Annotated in this window: 14 protein-coding genes and 1 pseudogene; 5 read left to right on the top strand and 10 right to left on the bottom strand. The window is 63.6% G+C overall.

Features of this window, described 5'->3' with window-relative positions; genetic code table 11:
- Positions 1–63 precede the first annotated feature (63 nt).
- Genes B5D38_RS19430 through mnmE form a run of 5 tightly spaced genes read right to left on the bottom strand, consistent with a single transcriptional unit; the run spans position 64 to position 5,268 of the window.
- Positions 64–873, bottom strand: coding sequence for a ParA family protein (locus B5D38_RS19430; protein WP_078710120.1), 810 nt, complete (start codon positions 871–873; stop codon positions 64–66).
- Between the two features lie 57 nt (positions 874–930).
- Entirely contained in the window at positions 931–1,611 is a 681-nt protein-coding gene (gene rsmG, locus B5D38_RS19425) for a 16S rRNA (guanine(527)-N(7))-methyltransferase RsmG (protein ID WP_078710119.1), read from the bottom strand.
- On the bottom strand, positions 1,601–3,478 hold the full coding sequence (gene mnmG, locus B5D38_RS19420; protein WP_078710118.1) for a tRNA uridine-5-carboxymethylaminomethyl(34) synthesis enzyme MnmG: 1,878 nt from the start codon (positions 3,476–3,478) through the stop codon (positions 1,601–1,603). Before mnmG ends, rsmG begins: the two co-directional genes overlap by 11 nt.
- A 32-nt stretch (positions 3,479–3,510) precedes the next feature.
- Positions 3,511–3,873, bottom strand: a complete 363-nt coding sequence (locus B5D38_RS19415; RefSeq protein WP_078710117.1) for a DUF3140 domain-containing protein — start codon at positions 3,871–3,873, stop codon at positions 3,511–3,513.
- A gap of 30 nt (positions 3,874–3,903) precedes the next feature.
- The gene (gene mnmE, locus B5D38_RS19410; RefSeq protein ID WP_078710116.1) at positions 3,904–5,268 is read right to left on the bottom strand and encodes a tRNA uridine-5-carboxymethylaminomethyl(34) synthesis GTPase MnmE; all 1,365 of its coding nucleotides are present in this window, start codon (positions 5,266–5,268) and stop codon (positions 3,904–3,906) included.
- A gap of 137 nt (positions 5,269–5,405) precedes the next feature.
- On the opposite strand from mnmE, the gene B5D38_RS19405 reads away from it, so the two are divergent.
- Positions 5,406–7,460: a thioredoxin domain-containing protein gene (locus tag B5D38_RS19405; protein ID WP_078710115.1), complete on the top strand. Its 2,055-nt coding sequence runs from the start codon at positions 5,406–5,408 to the stop codon at positions 7,458–7,460.
- On the opposite strand, the gene B5D38_RS19400 is transcribed toward B5D38_RS19405, so the two are convergent.
- From B5D38_RS19400 to hemE, 4 genes are all read right to left on the bottom strand, one after another.
- Positions 7,453–7,929: a YbaK/EbsC family protein gene (locus B5D38_RS19400; protein ID WP_078710161.1), complete on the bottom strand. Its 477-nt coding sequence runs from the start codon at positions 7,927–7,929 to the stop codon at positions 7,453–7,455. The two genes, B5D38_RS19405 and B5D38_RS19400, sit on opposite strands and share 8 nt — an antisense overlap.
- 121 nt (positions 7,930–8,050) lie before the next feature.
- Positions 8,051–9,316 carry a transcription termination factor Rho gene (gene rho / locus B5D38_RS19395; protein WP_116002854.1) on the bottom strand — a complete coding sequence of 422 codons (1,266 nt, stop codon included), beginning with the start codon at positions 9,314–9,316 and terminating at the stop codon, positions 8,051–8,053.
- A gap of 263 nt (positions 9,317–9,579) precedes the next feature.
- Positions 9,580–10,074 carry a protoporphyrinogen oxidase HemJ gene (gene hemJ, locus B5D38_RS19390; RefSeq protein WP_116002852.1) on the bottom strand — a complete coding sequence of 165 codons (495 nt, stop codon included), beginning with the start codon at positions 10,072–10,074 and terminating at the stop codon, positions 9,580–9,582.
- 69 nt (positions 10,075–10,143) lie between these two features.
- Entirely contained in the window at positions 10,144–11,181 is a 1,038-nt protein-coding gene (gene hemE / locus B5D38_RS19385) for a uroporphyrinogen decarboxylase (RefSeq protein ID WP_078710113.1), read from the bottom strand.
- 536 nt (positions 11,182–11,717) lie between these two features.
- On the opposite strand from hemE, the pseudogene B5D38_RS19380 reads away from it, so the two are divergent.
- The 3 genes and pseudogenes from B5D38_RS19380 (at position 11,718) to coaE (ending at position 13,746) form a co-directional block, all read left to right on the top strand.
- Positions 11,718–12,315, top strand: a pseudogene (locus B5D38_RS19380) (Maf-like protein).
- A gap of 10 nt (positions 12,316–12,325) precedes the next feature.
- On the top strand, positions 12,326–13,165 hold the full coding sequence (locus tag B5D38_RS19375; RefSeq protein ID WP_078710112.1) for a shikimate dehydrogenase: 840 nt from the start codon (positions 12,326–12,328) through the stop codon (positions 13,163–13,165).
- Entirely contained in the window at positions 13,162–13,746 is a 585-nt protein-coding gene (coaE, locus tag B5D38_RS19370; protein WP_078710111.1) for a dephospho-CoA kinase, read from the top strand. Before B5D38_RS19375 ends, coaE begins: the two co-directional genes overlap by 4 nt.
- A gap of 35 nt (positions 13,747–13,781) precedes the next feature.
- Here the strand turns inward: coaE and B5D38_RS19365 are convergent, their stop codons facing one another.
- Positions 13,782–15,173, bottom strand: coding sequence for an MFS transporter (locus tag B5D38_RS19365; protein ID WP_078710110.1), 1,392 nt, complete (start codon positions 15,171–15,173; stop codon positions 13,782–13,784).
- 276 nt (positions 15,174–15,449) lie between these two features.
- Between B5D38_RS19365 and dnaQ the strand changes: the two genes are divergently transcribed.
- The gene (dnaQ, locus tag B5D38_RS19360) at positions 15,450–16,169 is read left to right on the top strand and encodes a DNA polymerase III subunit epsilon (protein ID WP_078710109.1); all 720 of its coding nucleotides are present in this window, start codon (positions 15,450–15,452) and stop codon (positions 16,167–16,169) included.
- The last annotated feature ends 70 nt before the right edge of the window (positions 16,170–16,239 follow it).

The following is a 16,239-nucleotide window of genomic DNA, read 5'->3' as shown; positions in this document are numbered from 1 at the left end:
AATGCTGCTGCCGGTGCTTGGCGGTTCTTGCCGGTTCATCGCTCGCGTTCTTTTACGCCGTTCTCAGGCGGCGGCGAGCTGCCGTTCCCGTTGGATCATTTCGGAGGCGAGTCGAATGTAGGCCTGTGAGCCTGGGCATTTCATGTCGTAGAGGATGGCCGGCTTGCCGAAGGAGGGGGCTTCCGACACGCGAACATTGCGGGGGATTACCGTCTGATAGACATGCTCTCCCATGAACGCCCGAACGTCGCGGACCACCTGCGTCGCAAGATTGTTGCGCCCGTCGTACATGGTGAGCACGATGCCATGAAGGTCCAGCCCGGGATTGAGGCCGTTACGCACCTGTTCGACCGTCTGGAGGAGCTGGCTCAGGCCCTCCAGGGCAAAAAACTCGCATTGCAGCGGCACCAGCACCGAATTGGCGGCCGCCATAGCGTTGATCGTCAAGAGATTGAGCGACGGCGGGCAATCGATCAGGACGTAGTCGAAATGCGCGCCTTCTTGCGCATGCCGGCGAAGCGCATTGCGAAGACGATAAGCTCTGTCCTCGTACCCAGAGATTTCCATCTCCACGCCGAGAAGATCAAGTGTCGAGGGAACAACGAAGAGATTCGGCACGGCGGTGGGCATCGCCGCTTCGGTAATGGAGGCCGCGCCGGTCAGCACGTCGTAGGACGAGATTTCGCGGTTGTCCCGCTCTATGCCAAGTCCGGTCGAGGCGTTTCCCTGCGGATCGAGATCCACCAGAAGCACCCGTTTGTCGATCGCCGCGAGCGCCGTCGTAAGATTGATCGCCGTGGTCGTCTTGCCCACGCCCCCCTTTTGATTGGCGACAGTGATGACCCTCATGCGATGATAGGGCATCTCGTTCATGATCCGCTCCCCTTGCCAAGAGGCATCATCGCTGGCTCGACCCAAAGCTGCTTGTCGTTACGGCTGCGTGACATCCGGTTCGGTAACGAACGGCCTGACATCGCTGACCTCCAGAATGACGGCACCTGCTTCCACCGCCGAGGGATGCTTTACCATGGTGAATCGCCAATGGGCAGAGGCTTCCGCGATTTCCCCGAGATGTCCTTGTCCCTTGAGGAAAAAACACGGCGTTTGCGCGGGAAGATGCGGTTGCACAAGGGCGAGAAGATGGTCGAGGGAAGCGAGGGCGCGAGCGCTGACCGCATCCGCGGCCGGAAAAAGGCCGCCGCATTCCTCGATGCGCCGGCAGTGAACGGTTCCCGAAACACCGGCTTCAGCCAGGGCGGCGCGAAGAAACGCAGCCTTTTTGCCGTTGCTTTCAATAAGATCGACGTGTGCGCCCGGGCGTCCCGCCGTCGCGATCGCAAGGACGATTCCCGGAAATCCGCCGCCGGAGCCGAGATCAAGCCAACGAGCAGGTGCAGACGCGACTTGTGCCAGTGCCAAGCCATCGGCGACATGACGCGTCCAAAGGGACGGAATGGAGGCCGGGGCGATCAGATTGATTCGCTGCTGCCACTTTAGCAGAAGCGCGACGAACAGATCGATGCGCTCCGCCGTTTCACGTGAAACATTTGCGAGAACCGCCTCTCTTTCACGTGAATCAGCGGCGGCTATATGTCGTGGTTTAAGCGGCATTTCGAACGCCCGATTTGCGAAGCGCGACGAGAATAAGCGCCAGCGCCGCAGGTGTCATGCCGTCAATTCCCTGTGCTTCTGCCAAGCTTGCGGGGCGGCGACGCTCCAGCTTCTGGCGCAATTCGTTGGAGAGCCCAGAAAGAGCGGCAAAATCGAAGTTTTCGGGAATCACCCGCTGTTCGTCCTTTTGATACTGCGCTTGATCGCGGCGCTGCCGATCGAGATAAACGTCGTAGGCCGCCTCGATTTCGATCCGTTCCCGAATCGACCCTTCGACATGCAGCAGCTCCGGCCAGATGGCGACGAGCCGGTCAAACGATATGTCGGCCTGCGCCAGAAGCTGGAAGGCTGTTCGAGAACGGCCATCCTGGTTGACCGAGAGCCCTTTCCGGGCGGCTTCGGATGAGGTGAGCGCCATAGATTCCAGCAGGGCTCTGGCTCGCCGAAGGCGATCCTCGGAGGCAGTGAAGACTTTCGCCCGTTCGGCGCCGATTAGGCCCCACTCCAACCCAAGCGGCGTCAGCCGCCGATCGGCGTTGTCGGCGCGGAGCGAAAGGCGAAATTCGGCGCGTGAAGTGAACATACGGTAGGGCTCAGTGATCCCGGTCCTCGTCAGGTCATCGACCATGACGCCGAGATAGGCGATCGAGCGGCTAATCGTTACGGGTTCGAATCCACCGGCGCGCCTTGCCGCGTTCAAACCGGCCAGCAGGCCCTGCGCCGCGGCCTCTTCATAACCCGTCGTTCCATTGATCTGGCCCGCGAGGAAGAGCCCGGGCGCCGCTCGTACCTCCAGCGTCGGGTGAAGCTCGCGCGGATCGACATGGTCGTACTCTATCGCATATCCGGGCTTTAGAATGGTGACGTACTCAAGGCCGGGAATCGACCGAAGGAAATCCGCCTGGACATCGGCGGGTAGGGAGGTCGACAACCCGTTGGGGTAAACGGTGTTATCGTCCAATCCCTCAGGCTCAAGGAAAATCTGGTGGCCGTCCCGATCACCGAACTTGACGATCTTGTCCTCGATCGACGGGCAATAGCGAGGACCGGTACCGTTGATCTGCCCCGAATAGAGCGCCGACCTTCCGAGGTTGTCGCGGATGATCGAATGGGTTCGGGGCGTCGTTCGGGTAATGCCGCAGTCGATCTGCGGGTTGGTGATGCGCGTCGTCAGATAGGAGAAGGGACGCGGGTCGTCGTCCGGTCGCTGCATATCCAGCCCGGCCCAGTCGATCGACCTGCCGTCGAGGCGAGCTGGCGTCCCTGTCTTGAGCCGCCCGAGAGCCAGCCCGAAGCGCGCCAATGTCGCCGATAAACCGACCGAGGGCGCCTCTCCCACTCGGCCCGCCGGAATTTTCTCGTCGCCGATATGAATGAGCCCATTGAGAAAGGTGCCAGTGGTCAAGACCACCGCGCCGCAGCCAAGGCAACGGCCATCGCCGAGCATGACGCCCGAGACGCGGTTATCGTCGTCCAGAACCAAATCCGCCGCGTCGCCCTCCACGACGACGAGATTGTCCTGAGCGGCGATCGTGTTCTGCATCGCCTGGCGATAGAGCTTGCGGTCAGCCTGCGTGCGGGGGCCACGCACCGCCGGTCCCTTGCGACGGTTGAGCAGGCGGAACTGAATGCCGGCGGCGTCCGCCACCTGGCCCATCAGGCCGCCGAGCGCGTCGATCTCGCGGACGAGATGGCCCTTGCCGATGCCCCCGATGGCGGGGTTGCAGCTCATGGCGCCGATGGTGTCGAAGCGGTGGGTGACGAGCGCGGTACGGGCGCCAGCGCGCGCGGCCGAGCTGGCTGCCTCACAGCCGGCATGGCCGCCGCCGACGACGACGACGTCGAAAGGTTGCGAATTCGTTGACATGAGGACGGATAAGCCCTGTCAGGCTCGGCCTGTCAATCGTCGAGCTCGCCCCGACCCTTCAAAGGATCGTGGCCCCAGTTCATCAGCGAATAGCGCCAGCGGCTGCTCGCTACATTGCGACCGGGACGCTGGGCGAGGTGGCGCCGGCAGTATCCGACCACCTTGTTCATGTGGTCGTAGTCGGCATCGCTGAGATCCGAAGGGTCCTTGCCGAGAATGTCGACGATCCTTCTGCCGGATTGGTGGCCGACGGATTCGCTCTCGCCCTTCCTCGTCCAGCCAACGGAGCGGCTTTCATCCGTCGTCAGCCAATCGCGAAGTTCATCGGCGCTCATGTTCACCACCTGGCCAAATTCCTTCGCCACGCGGTCATAACCTTTCTTCTCGTAGCTCATTGGTCTGCTGGACTCCGCGACCCGTGCTGCCTATTTCCCGATGCAGAACTCCGAGAAGATCACACCGAGAATGTCCTCGACGCCGATCCGGCCCGTGAGAGCGCCCAACCTATCCGACACGAGGCGGAGCATTTCGGCGCCAACCTCCTCGGGCAAATCCTCTCCGCTCAGAAAAGTTTCGAGCGCCTCCAGCGCTTCCGCAATGATCGCGCGGTGACGAATGCGAAGGGGGACAAGGGTCGATCGGTCTCCTACCGCCCTCTCAGCCCGGCCCGCAATCGCTTCAATCAGAGCATCCAGCCCCTCGCCGGTGCGGGTCGAAATGCACAGCTCCGCGCTCCGTGCTGCCTCGATCGAAGGCAGCGGAAGGTCACACTTGCTGCGGACGATCAGTGCTGGCGACCGGGCGCCATCTGCGTCTGGCGTGAACAAACCCGCTGTCTGTTTCACGTGAATCAGCGGATCGACGGCCTCTTCCTGCCCGTCGTCCAACAGCAGAACGAGATCCGCCTCCGCCATGGCGCGGCGCGCGCGCTCGACGCCGGCCGCCTCAATCCGGTCTTCGGTCTCCCTGAGACCCGCCGTGTCGAAAAGGCGGACGGGAAGGCCCTTGAGGTCGAGTGTCACTTCGAGAACGTCCCGCGTCGTTCCGGGAATATCGGAGACGATTGCTACGTCCCGCTCCGCCAGCGCATTTAGGAGACTGGATTTGCCGACATTGGGACGACCGACGATGGCCACGCGAAAGCCAGAGCGCAGGATCTCGCCCCGCCGGGCGTCATTCAGGTGGTGCCGCATGTCGGCCGCCAGTGTCGCCATGTCGGCGCGAACATTTCCGGCGACGTCCGCCTCGACATCGCCCTCGTCGGAAAAGTCGAACGAGGCTTCCAGAAATGCGCGGGCATGGGTGAGGCGACGCATCCACTCTTCGCAGAGCTCCCGCAGGATACCTCCGGCCTGGGCAACGGCCGCCCGTCGCTGGCTTTCGGTCTGAGCGGCCAGAAGGTCCGCGAGACCTTCTGCCTCGGTGAGGTCGATACGACCATTGTCGAACGCACGGCGCGTAAATTCGCCCGCCTCCGCCAAGCGCACACCGGGCAGCGCGATCAAGGCCGACAGGCAGGCATCCACCACCGCCCGGCCGCCGTGGAGATGGATTTCCCCAATGTCCTCGCCGGTGACGCTCGACGGGCCTGGAAAGTAGAGCACGATACCGTGGTCGATGGTTTCGCCCGCACCATCGCGAATCCGCTTGAGGCTCGCGCGACGCGGTTCCGGCACACTGCCAGCGATGATCGCCAGCGCCATCGGCACGACCGGTCCGGACATGCGCACGACGGCGATGCCCGCGGGAAGGGCACCGGAAGAGAGGGCGACGATGGTATCCTTGTCCATGGAGCGATGGCTAGCAGAGCGGCGGGCGGAGCGCCATGGCGATGCGGCGGAGGCAAATGCTCAAAGAGAAATAGCGTCGCACCCCTTCCACCTGTCTTTCGTTGCCTTAGCCTAAGCGGAACAAAGGAGAAGACGTCATGGCCCAGCCCGAAGGCAACCAGCTCGCCAACGCTCTCAGCCCCTATCTTCAGCAGCACAAGGACAATCCAGTTCACTGGCGAGAGTGGTCAAAGGCAGCGCTGGACGAGGCGAAGGCGCGCGACTGCCCGATCCTTCTCTCCGTCGGTTACGCCGCCTGCCACTGGTGCCATGTCATGGCCCATGAGAGCTTCGAGGACGAAGAGATCGCGGCTCTGATGAATCGGCACTTCGTGAACATCAAGGTCGACCGCGAGGAACGGCCCGACCTCGACCACCTTTACATGGCCGCGCTTCATGCCATGGGCGAGCAGGGAGGCTGGCCGATGACCATGTTCCTGACGCCCGACGGCGAACCATTCTGGGGAGGCACCTACTTCCCGAAGCGCAGCGGCTTCGGCCGTCCAGGCTTCGCCGACGTTCTTGTTTCCATAGACAAAGCCTGGCGCGAACAGCGCGATGAGATCCTGAAGACAGGCGGCGCCATCAAAGACCATCTGGGCACGGCGCTTGCCAGCGGTTCCGGTCCGGCCGGCGTTCCGGACGACTTGATCGCGCGGTTGGCGCCGCGCATTGCGGAGGCACTGGACATGGAGCGGGGCGGCCTGAGGGGCGCGCCGAAATTCCCCAACGCGCCTTATCTGGAGGTCGTGGCACGTTCAGCCTTCCCGGACGGGCCTAGGGACCACCAGACGGGGTTTCTTCTCACGTTGACCGCACTTTGCAATGGCGGGATCTACGATCACGTTGGCGGCGGCCTGCATCGCTACTCGACCGACGACAGATGGCTTGTCCCTCATTTCGAGAAGATGCTCTATGACAATGCCCAGTTCCTGCGCCACCTCGTATGGGGGTGGAGGGCGACAGGGAGGAACTTGTTCCGCCGCCGAATCGACGAGACGATTGGCTGGCTGAAGCGCGAGATGCTGAACGAGGGTCGCGCTTTCGCGGCGTCGCTCGACGCCGATAGCCGGGACGCCGAGGATCACCTTGAGGAAGGCGCATTCTATGTCTGGCGCGAAGCGGAAATTCGCTCGTTGCTCGGCGCGCGCGCTGACGACTTCATCCGCGCCTACGGCGTCACGAAGCGCGGCAACTGGGAAGGCAAGTCGATCCTCCACCGGCTGCACCCGGAAGGCGGCGGCGAAGAGGCCTTCACCCTGGAACTCGGGACCCTTCGCGTTGCCCGCGAGGCGCGCGCCCGCCCAGGTCGTGATGACAAGGTGCTTGCCGACTGGAACGGGCTCATGATCCGCGCTCTTGCCGAGGTCGCCTCGGCACTGGATCATGCAGACGCTCTGGTCCTTGCAGAGGATGCCTATGCCTTCGTCATGGATCAGATGGTTTCGGACGGCAGGCTCCTCCATGCCTGGCGGCAGGGCCGCGCCTCAGGCCTGGCGCTCACGACCGACTATGGCGCCATGATCGCCGCGGCCGTTTCTCTGTTCGCCGTCACCGGCCAGGCGGCGTATCTGGAGGATGCGGAGAAGCTGGCGACGAGCCTCGAGCGCTGGCACGGCGACGGGGAGGGCAGTCACTTCCTGACGGCTCATGATGCCTCGGACATCATTGTCCGACCTCGCGGCGACCATGACGATGCGATTCCCGGCGGCACGGCCTTGGTGGTGGAAGCGCTGGGGATGCTAGCCCAGGCCATGGGCTCGCCCTCCGCCCACGAGCGCGCGCGGCGGGCCGGCGAGGCCGCTGCCGGACGAATCGCGTCGAGCCCCGGCGCGGGGCCTGCCATTGTCTCGGCGCTGGATCGTCTCGCTCATGCCTCGGAGCTTGCGGTCATCGGCTCACCGGCCGACGAGGGGTACCTGGAGATGGTTTCGCAGGCGAATCGATGGCTGGATCTCAATCGTGTCGACATGCGGATCGCCGACCCGAAAAATCTTCCCGACGGCGCGCCGCTGGCGGCGATGCGTGTCGACCGGCAACCCGCGGCGCTCTTCTGCTTCGATAGGGCGTGCATGGCGCCGGTTCACACGGCGGATGATCTGGAGGAGCTTTTCTCCCGCGCCAGCGCCTGGCGGGCTCCGGAGGTCAGCTGACGGGGATCAGAGTGGCGCCGGTTGCCTCGCAAAGGACGCGAGGCGCCACGGGAAAGACGTGAAAGGGCGTGCCAGCGGCGGCCCACACCGTTTCAAAAGCGAGCAGCGCCTCGTCCATGAACGTTGTCAAAGCGCCACTGGCGCCGAAAGGCGACACGCCGCCGATAGCGAAGCCCGTCGCCTCTCTGACGAAATCGGCATCCGGCCGGACCAGCTTCTCGCCAAGTCGCGCCGCCACGCCCTTTTCGTTCACCCGGTTCGAACCGGACACGAGAAGAAGATAGGGCTTGCCGCTCTCCCGCCCCTTGAAGACCAGCGATTTGACGATCTGGCCCACGGCAACGCCGACAGCTTGCGCCGCCTCTTCCGCCGACCGCGCGGTCGCTTCTGTTTTGATGATGTCGAGATCAAGCCCCTTGGCCGCGGCATCGGCGAGAACACGTTGGGCCGGGGCAGGAAGTTCGCTCATCGGGAAGACCTCGGTTCGGAAGGCACGGAGCCGAGAATGATCATAACCGAACACGAAAAGACAAGGGGCAGCGCTCGGCGCCGCCCCTTCGAAGGCATGACGAAAGGGTCGGGACAACGCCTCAGGTGTTCATCGAATCGAAGAAGTCGCCGTTTGTCTTGGTTTGCTTCAGCTTGTCGATGAGGAACTCGATGGCGTCCGTCGTGCCCATCGGCGCCAGAATGCGGCGCAGCACGAAGATCTTCTGAAGGTCGGCGCGCGGCACCAGGAGGTCCTCCTTGCGCGTGCCGGACTTCAGAATGTCCATCGACGGGTAGATGCGCTTGTCGGCGACCTTCCGGTCCAGCACGATCTCGGAGTTGCCGGTGCCCTTGAACTCCTCGAAGATGACCTCGTCCATGCGGCTTCCGGTATCGATGAGGGCCGTGGCGATGATGGTCAGCGACCCGCCTTCCTCGATGTTGCGCGCCGCGCCGAAAAAGCGCTTCGGGCGCTGCAGAGCGTTGGCGTCGACGCCGCCGGTCAGAACCTTGCCGGAGGAGGGTACGACGGTGTTGTAGGCACGGCCGAGGCGGGTAATCGAATCGAGCAGGATGACAACGTCGCGGCCGTGCTCGACCAGACGCTTGGCCTTTTCGATCACCATTTCGGCGACCTGCACGTGACGTGTCGCCGGCTCGTCGAAGGTTGAGGAGACGACCTCGCCGCGCACCGAGCGCTGCATATCGGTCACTTCTTCCGGACGCTCGTCGATCAAAAGAACGATGAGGTAGCATTCCGGGTGGTTTGCGGTGATCGAGTGGGCGATGTTTTGAAGCAGCACCGTCTTGCCGGTGCGCGGCGGCGCCACGATCAGGCCGCGCTGCCCCTTGCCGAGAGGGGCGATGAGATCGATCACCCGGGCCGAAAGATCCTTGGAAGTCGGATTCTCGAGTTCCATGCGGAACCGCTCGTTCGGGTAAAGCGGCGTCAGATTGTCGAAGTGGCTCTTGTGCCGGATCTTCTCCGGATCGTCGAAATTGATCGTGTTGACCTTGAGAAGGGCGAAATAGCGCTCGCCTTCCTTCGGGCTCCGGATCGGCCCCTCGACGGTATCGCCGGTCTTCAGCGAAAAGCGCCGAATCTGCGAGGGTGAGATGTAGATATCGTCGGGGCCAGGAAGATAATTTGCCTCAGGCGAACGCAGAAAGGCGAAGCCGTCCTGAAGAATCTCGACCACGCCCTCGCCGATAATTTCGACGTCCTGGGCGGCAAGCTTCTTCAAGATGGCGAACATCAGCTCCTGCTTGCGCAGGACGGATGCGTTTTCGACCTCATTTTCCTCCGCGAACGCGATGAGTTCCGGAGCGCTCTTGTTCTTGAGGTCTTGAAGTTTCATTTCGGGCATTGGGAGGCTCCGTCCCGAACGGGACATAGCTACGGAAGGGAAAGGGAAAAAGGCCGAGCAGTTGTCGTCTCGGACAAACACGAGGTGGAGATGATGTTATTCCACCCGCGCTGGCAATGGCAGGATTGCGCGCATATAGCCCGACCCTCGGCTCGATGCAAGGGTCGCCGAAAGAAGGGGTGGTGCGTCCAAAGAGCCCAAGGCCACGGCGCGGGCGCCTCACGGCCCGCGCTTCAAGCCTCGGAACACACCTCAAAGGGCGCTCAGAAAGGCTTTACGACGACGAGAATGACGATGATGATCATGAGGACCGTCGGCACCTCGTTCATCATCCGCCAGTATTTCGAGGACTTGGTGTTCTCGTCCCGCGCGAAGCGCTTGCGCGAGGCCGACAGGAAGCCATGGTAGCCTGACAGAAGGACCACGAGCAGAAGCTTGGCGTGGAGCCAACCGGCCATCAGCCCATACATCGACCAGCCGATCCAAAGCCCGGTCATCCAGGTCGCGATCATCGCCGGATTGATGATGACCCTCAGAAGCTTCTCTTCCATCACCTTGAAGGTCTCGGACTGGGGTGTCCGGGCTCCCGCCTCGGTGTGGTAGACGAAGAGCCGGGGAAGGTAGAACAGCCCCGCCATCCACGAAATGACCGCGATGATATGGAACGCCTTGATCCACAGATCGGGCACATCCGTGCCGAAAACCAGGAGCGCCATGATCGCCGCGGTGACGACGACTTTAATTGCGATGCCCTTCATGGGAAGTCCTTCCAGACGTTGAGCCGCGCCGGCAGGCTTTGTGCGGCGCACCATCCCTTCCATCGAACCTCAGGACGGGCTTGTCGAGTCCTTGCGCACGCGCCGCACAAGTTGTTCGACATGGGCGATCGGCGCGTCGGGCGTGATTCCATGGCCGAGATTGAAGATCAGCGGCCCCGAGCCCAGCGCCTCAAGGATGCGGTGCACGCCCTCGTCGAGAGCCTTTCCGCCGGCGATCAGACGGAGCGGATCGAGATTGCCCTGAACGGGACCATGGCGCTGAAGCTCCGCCGCCTGGGCGAGCGAGACCGACCAGTCGAGCCCGATGGCATCGACCCCGGTTTCCGCCCGATAGGACGAGAGCATCCCCGCAGCGCCCTTGGCAAAGCCGATGATCCTCGCTCCCGGCACCGCCTCTCTCACGCGCTCGACGATCATCCTCGTCGGCGCGATGACGTGGGCGCGGAAGGAGGCTTCGTCCAGAACGCCGGCCCAGCTGTCGAAGATCTGGACGCAGTCGGCACCCGCACGAAGCTGGCGGATCAGATAGGCCGCAGAGACATCGGCGAGCAGCGTCAGCAGCTTCTCCATGGCTTCCGGGTGGCGATAGGCGAAGAGGCGCGCCGGCGCCTGGTCGGGCGTGCCGTGGCCGGCGATCATGTAAGTCGCCACCGTCCAGGGCGCGCCACAGAAGCCGATCAGCGTCGTTTCGTCCGGCAGGCTTCCGCGAAGACGCTCCACCGTTTCGAAGACCGGAGCGAGATGCGCCTCGACGCCCGTTGGATCGAGCCCCGCGATCTCGTCCGGAGTGATGGGTCGCATCCGCGGCCCTTCTCCCTGCACGAAGCGAACGTCACGGTTCAAGGCGTCCGGGATCACCAGAATATCGGAGAAGAGGATCGCCGCGTCGAAGCCGAAGCGGCGGATAGGCTGCAGCGTGACCTCGGTGGCGAACTCCGGCGAATAGCACAGATCGAGAAAGCTCCCGGCCTTTGCCCGCGTCTCGCGATACTCGGGCAGATAGCGTCCGGCTTGCCGCATCATCCAGAGAGGAGGAGGAAAGACGGTCTCCCCGTCCATGACGCGCATCATCAGGCGCTTCGTCATGCCTTCGAGCTCCCTTTTTCAATAAAGAAATTATTGAAGAATCCTGAATCTGATTCTTTGAGTCGGTGGATAGCCGGAATTCACACCCGCCGAAAGGCAACGGCCTCCTGAGCCGTTCCGGCAACAGGCGCCCCCATTCTCGAGAGAGCTTTGAATAAGTTCGGGAACATCACTGAAAAGCTCAATGGAATCAATCTGGTCCGGCTTGAACGGCTATTGCCTCGGCTGTGGATGGCGATGTCACTTTGCGGGGCGTAAGATTTTTCTCCCCGCAGATCACAAGCCGGTCGTCACAGGCCGGAAGAATCTGGTTCTGTGGAAAAGACTCAAAGATTCCCACCGCTTTCGAAGCGGCGCGGCAAGCGCGGTGCATAATCCATGGCTGCCCACAGGCAGGCCAAGAATCGTGGGACTCTTCCGTTTTCGTCCTTGCGAAGACGGTGCGAATCGAATCCAGCGTCGATGACACCGCTGGCTGAGTTCGGCTAGAAAACAGGAAAAGTTTGAACAAAATCTTAAGCGAAGGACGAGCGATCATGGCCAAGGGCATTGTCTTGGCGTCGGGCAGCGCGCATCGGCGTGATCTTCTGAAATGCGCGGGGGTCGATTTCACCGTCGATCCCAGCGATCTCGACGAGCGGGCGCTGGAGGCACCGATGATGAGCAGCGGGGCCGGGCCGGACGATATCGCATCCGTTCTTGCCGAGGCCAAGGCGGCGAACGTGGCCGAGCGCCACCCCGGCGAGATCGTCATCGGCGCCGATCAGACGCTCTCTTTGGGCGATGAGGTGCTTCACAAGCCAGCCGACATGGAGGAGGCCCGCCGTACGCTGCTGAAGCTTTCCGGACGCACCCACCAGCTCAACACGGCGGTCGTCCTCTGCGAGGAGGGAAATGTCGTCTGGCGGCATCTTTCGGTGGCGAGCCTGACCATGCGCAAGCTCGAGCCGGCCTTTATCGGGCGTTATCTCGCGCGGGTCGGGCAAAAGGCGCTGACAAGCGTCGGCGCCTACCAGATCGAGGGTCTCGGCGTTCAGCTCATGGACAAGATCGAAGGCGACTTCTTCACTATCGTCGGCCTGCCATTGCTGCCGCTTCTCGCCGAGCTGCGCGCGCGGCGAAATCGACGGCTAGAGGAACGAGGATGACCACCCGTGCCTTCGTCACCGGCTGGCCGATCGCCCACTCGCGCTCGCCGCTCATTCACGGGTTCTGGCTGCGCGAGCACGGCATCGACGGCGCGTATGACAGGATCGCTGTTTCGCCGGAGGATTTTTCATCCTTCCTCACGGGGCTCGCGGCGGCTGGCCTTGCTGGCGGCAACGTCACCATTCCCCATAAGGAAATGGCGTTCGCGAATGTCGACCGTCGGACGGGCGATGCCGAGGCGATCGGCGCGGTCAACACTCTCTGGTTCGAGAAGGGCCGGCTCGTCGGCGGCAATACCGATGCCCATGGCTTCAGCGCCAATCTCGACGAGCGGCTGGTGGGCTGGCGCAACGCCGAAACCGCAACCGTGATTGGAGCGGGTGGGGCGGCGCGCGCCATCATCCACGCGCTGCTTTCGGCAGGCGTGGCGCGCGTGCGCGTCGTCAACCGAACGGCCTCGCGCGCCGCAACCCTCGCCGGGATCTTCGGCGACAAGGTCAGCGGCCATGGACTGGAAGAGCAGGCCACGCTTCTCGCGCAGACCGATCTTCTGGTGAACACCGTGCCGGCCGATCTCTCCGCGCCGCTGCCGGATCTGTCGTCGCTTCCGCAATCGGCTCTCGTCACCGATATCGTCTATGTGCCGCTGATGACGCCGGTTCTGCGCGCGGCTGAGGCGAGGGGCCTGCGCTTCGCCGATGGCGTCGGAATGCTCTTGCATCAGGCGGTTCCCGGTTTCGAGCGCTGGTTCGGGACACGCCCGGTCGTCGGTGAGACCTTGCGAGCGCTCGTTCTCGACGATCTCGACGCCGAGGTGACTGGAGCCGGTGGATGATCGTCATCGGCCTCACGGGCTCCATCGCGATGGGCAAGTCGACGGTAGCGGGAATGTTCGCCGAGGCCGGAATTCCCGTTCACTCCGCCGACGAGACGGTTCACCAACTCTATGCGGGCCGCGCCGCGCCGCTGCTGGAGGCCGCTTTTCCCGGCACTGTTCGAGGCGGCGTGGTGGACCGTGCCGCCCTGTCCAAGGCCGTTCTTGGCGACGAGCAGGCGATCAAGCGCCTTGAATCAATCGTCCATCCTCTGGTGCGCGAGGACGAGGCGAGGTTTCTCGAAGCGGCGCGGAAGAGCCAGGCGCCCATCGCCGTCCTCGATATTCCGCTGCTCTTCGAAACCGGCGGACAGGAGCGTGTCGACCAGGTGGTCGTGGTCAGTGCTTCCCCCGATATCCAGAGGCAACGGGTCCTCGCCCGTCCCGGCATGAGCCAGGAGCGCCTCGCCGCGATTCTCGCCCGCCAGACGCCCGATGGAGAGAAGCGCGCGCGCGCCGACTTCGTCATCGACACATCCGGCAGCATCGAGGACACACGCCGGCAGGCTGAAGAGATCGTCCGCGCCTTGAGCGGCGCGTAGTCGCCTGCCGGGAGGCCGAGGATATCGCCGGACGGTCAGATGGTCGGGCGCGGCGGCGCGATCACCGTCACATCATCCTGCGGCTCAAAGCGGCGGAGCGCGCTCGGCAGGATGCCGGCGGCCGCCAGCACCGTCGCCGCGCCGAGCGCCACCGTGATCTGATGGTCGGGCATGAGGCCGAAGATCGCGGCGAGCAGGGCGACGCCTGTCGATTGTCCCACCAGGCGGGCCGTTGATTGGATGCCGCTGGCGCCGCCGCTGCGCGAACGCGGCGCGCTGGCGATGAGCATCTTGTTGTTGGGCGACTGGAAGAAGCCGAAGCCGAGACCGGCCAGCATCAGGCGCCAGACAAGGTCGAAATTGGACGGCTGGTCCGGCATCAGGGTCAGGGACAGGAGCCCCAGAGCGAAGACAGCAAGGCCCGCCGCCGCGATCTTGCCGGGAGCCAGACGGTCGGCGAGATGACCGGCGAAATAGGCCGCTGCCGCCGTGGTGATCGGCCATGGGGTGATCAGAAGCCCGGTTTCGGAGGCGCTTCGCTGCAGCGAGTCGTGCAGAAGGAACGGCAGGCAGACGAAGGCCAGCGACTGCGCCGCAAAGGAGCAGACGGAGGTGGTGGCCGACAGCGCGAACACCGGGCGCCGCAGCAGGTCGACGGGGAGCATCGGCACCGGCAGCTTGAGCTGGCTCCAGGCGAACACCGCGCCGATGACCAGGCCGGCGCCGATCTGGGCGAGCGAGAGCGCCAGCCCCTCCGAATGGCCGAGACCGTTCACGCCCGAGATGAAGAGGCCGAAGGTCGCGGCGCTGAGCAGCGCGCTTCGAATGTCAAAGCGGCCGTGACTGGTGGGCGTCACCGGCAGGGTCTTGAGGCCGATGAGAAAGGCGATGATGCCCACCGGTACATTGACGAGAAACAGCATCTGCCACGGCGCCACGGCGAGGATGAGCCCGGCGATGGTTGGCCCGGCAGCCGAGGAAACGCCGACGATCATCGCCACCTTGCCGACGGCGCGGCCAAGCATCGCCTGCGGAAAGATGAAACGCACCAGCGCGATGTTGATGCTCATGATGCCGGCGGCGCCGAGGCCCTGGATCACACGGGCGGCGACCAGCGTCGGCAGCGAGTTTGAGAAGGCGCAGGCGAGCGAGGCCGTGGTGAACAGCGCGACGCCGCCGAGATAGACGCGGCGATAGCCCACGATCTCGCCTAGCGAGGCGAGCGGCAGCAGAACCATGGTCACGGCAAGCTGAAACCCGTTGACGACCCAGATGGCATCCGTGCGTTCGATGCCGAATTGGTGGGTGATCGGCGGCAGCGCGATATTGGCGATGGCGCTGTCGAGCACGGCGAGAAACAGCGCGATGGCGACCGTGGCGAACGCGAGGGAGCGTTGCGGTTCGGGAAGACCGTCTTGAAATTGCATGAGAAATCCAGCCCGGCGACATCGCGGGAGCGAAGCGGGCAACCTGTTGAGACAACGCGTGAGAAACTGAAGGTAAACTTCATACCCCAGGATCACCGACTTGCCTAGAGGAGGTTTGCCGGCGTCTTTGGCGTTGAATCGAAACGTGCTTTCCGAGGCTGCCACTCCTGATGTGCGGCCGGGCGCGACGAGACGTGGAAATCCTCCCCTCGCGGCGCAAAAGCCTTGCCCCTGAAAGCCTGCTGTTCGAAAAGGAGGGCAAGCAGGAAGGCAGTGATGCGCGAGATCGTCTTCGACACGGAAACTACCGGGCTCGACCACACCATTGACCGGGTGATCGAGATCGGTGGCGTCGAGCTCTGGAACCACATTCCGACGGGCAAGACCTATCACGTCTATATCCGGCCGGCCGGCCGCAAGGTCGATCCGGCGGCCTTCGACGTTCACGGCATTTCCGATGACTTTCTCAAGGACAAGCCGCTCTTCGAGGAGATCGCGGAGGATTTTCTAGCGTTCTTTTCGGGCGCGCGGCTGATCGCGCACAACGCCGCCTTCGACATCCGGTTCATCAATGCGGAACTGGCGCGGCTCGGACAGCCGGCGATCCCCGACATGATGGTGATCGACACGCTGCCGATGGCGCGGCGCCGCTTTCCCATGGCTCCGGCAACGCTGGACGCTCTCTGCTCGCGGTTTTCCATCGACACCAGCCGTCGCGAAAAGCACGGCGCACTGCTCGACTCCGAGCTTCTGGCCGATGTCTATATCGAGCTCATCGGCGGCCGCCAGGCGGCGCTCAGCCTGGTCTCGGCGGATGGCAGCGGCGGCCGCGACGAGGGTGGCGCCGTGATCCGCGTCGGGCCGCGCCCGCGCCCGCTCAAGCCTCGCTTGACGGCGGAGGAAATCGAGCGGCACCGCGCCTTCGTCGCCACTCTCGGCGAGGAGGCGCTGTGGCTGCGCTACTATGCCGCTGATACCGAGGCCGAGACGGCGTGAGCGACAAAAGAAAAACCGCGCGAAAGAGAGCCCGCGCGGTTTGAATTCCTGAAAGCGAAAAGCGGTCGCT

This window comes from Consotaella salsifontis (assembly GCF_900167365.1).
Taxonomy (GTDB): domain Bacteria; phylum Pseudomonadota; class Alphaproteobacteria; order Rhizobiales; family Rhizobiaceae; genus Consotaella; species Consotaella salsifontis.
Note: the sequence above shows the minus strand (reverse complement) of the source record. Positions and strands in the feature narration are given on the sequence as shown.

Bases quoted from the DNA above. Each gene is read 5' to 3' on its own strand.
- B5D38_RS19430 (WP_078710120.1), bottom strand. From the start codon at position 873: ATGAACGAGATGCCCTATCATCGCATGAGGGTCATCACTGTCGCCAAT.
- rsmG (WP_078710119.1), bottom strand. From the start codon at position 1,611: ATGCCGCTTAAACCACGACATATAGCCGCCGCTGATTCACGTGAAAGA.
- mnmG (WP_078710118.1), bottom strand. From the start codon at position 3,478: ATGTCAACGAATTCGCAACCTTTCGACGTCGTCGTCGTCGGCGGCGGC.
- B5D38_RS19415 (WP_078710117.1), bottom strand. From the start codon at position 3,873: ATGAGCTACGAGAAGAAAGGTTATGACCGCGTGGCGAAGGAATTTGGC.
- mnmE (WP_078710116.1), bottom strand. From the start codon at position 5,268: ATGGACAAGGATACCATCGTCGCCCTCTCTTCCGGTGCCCTTCCCGCG.
- B5D38_RS19405 (WP_078710115.1), top strand. From the start codon at position 5,406: ATGGCCCAGCCCGAAGGCAACCAGCTCGCCAACGCTCTCAGCCCCTAT.
- B5D38_RS19400 (WP_078710161.1), bottom strand. From the start codon at position 7,929: ATGAGCGAACTTCCTGCCCCGGCCCAACGTGTTCTCGCCGATGCCGCG.
- rho (WP_116002854.1), bottom strand. From the start codon at position 9,316: ATGCCCGAAATGAAACTTCAAGACCTCAAGAACAAGAGCGCTCCGGAA.
- hemJ (WP_116002852.1), bottom strand. From the start codon at position 10,074: ATGAAGGGCATCGCAATTAAAGTCGTCGTCACCGCGGCGATCATGGCG.
- hemE (WP_078710113.1), bottom strand. From the start codon at position 11,181: ATGACGAAGCGCCTGATGATGCGCGTCATGGACGGGGAGACCGTCTTT.
- B5D38_RS19375 (WP_078710112.1), top strand. From the start codon at position 12,326: ATGACCACCCGTGCCTTCGTCACCGGCTGGCCGATCGCCCACTCGCGC.
- coaE (WP_078710111.1), top strand. From the start codon at position 13,162: ATGATCGTCATCGGCCTCACGGGCTCCATCGCGATGGGCAAGTCGACG.
- B5D38_RS19365 (WP_078710110.1), bottom strand. From the start codon at position 15,173: ATGCAATTTCAAGACGGTCTTCCCGAACCGCAACGCTCCCTCGCGTTC.
- dnaQ (WP_078710109.1), top strand. From the start codon at position 15,450: ATGCGCGAGATCGTCTTCGACACGGAAACTACCGGGCTCGACCACACC.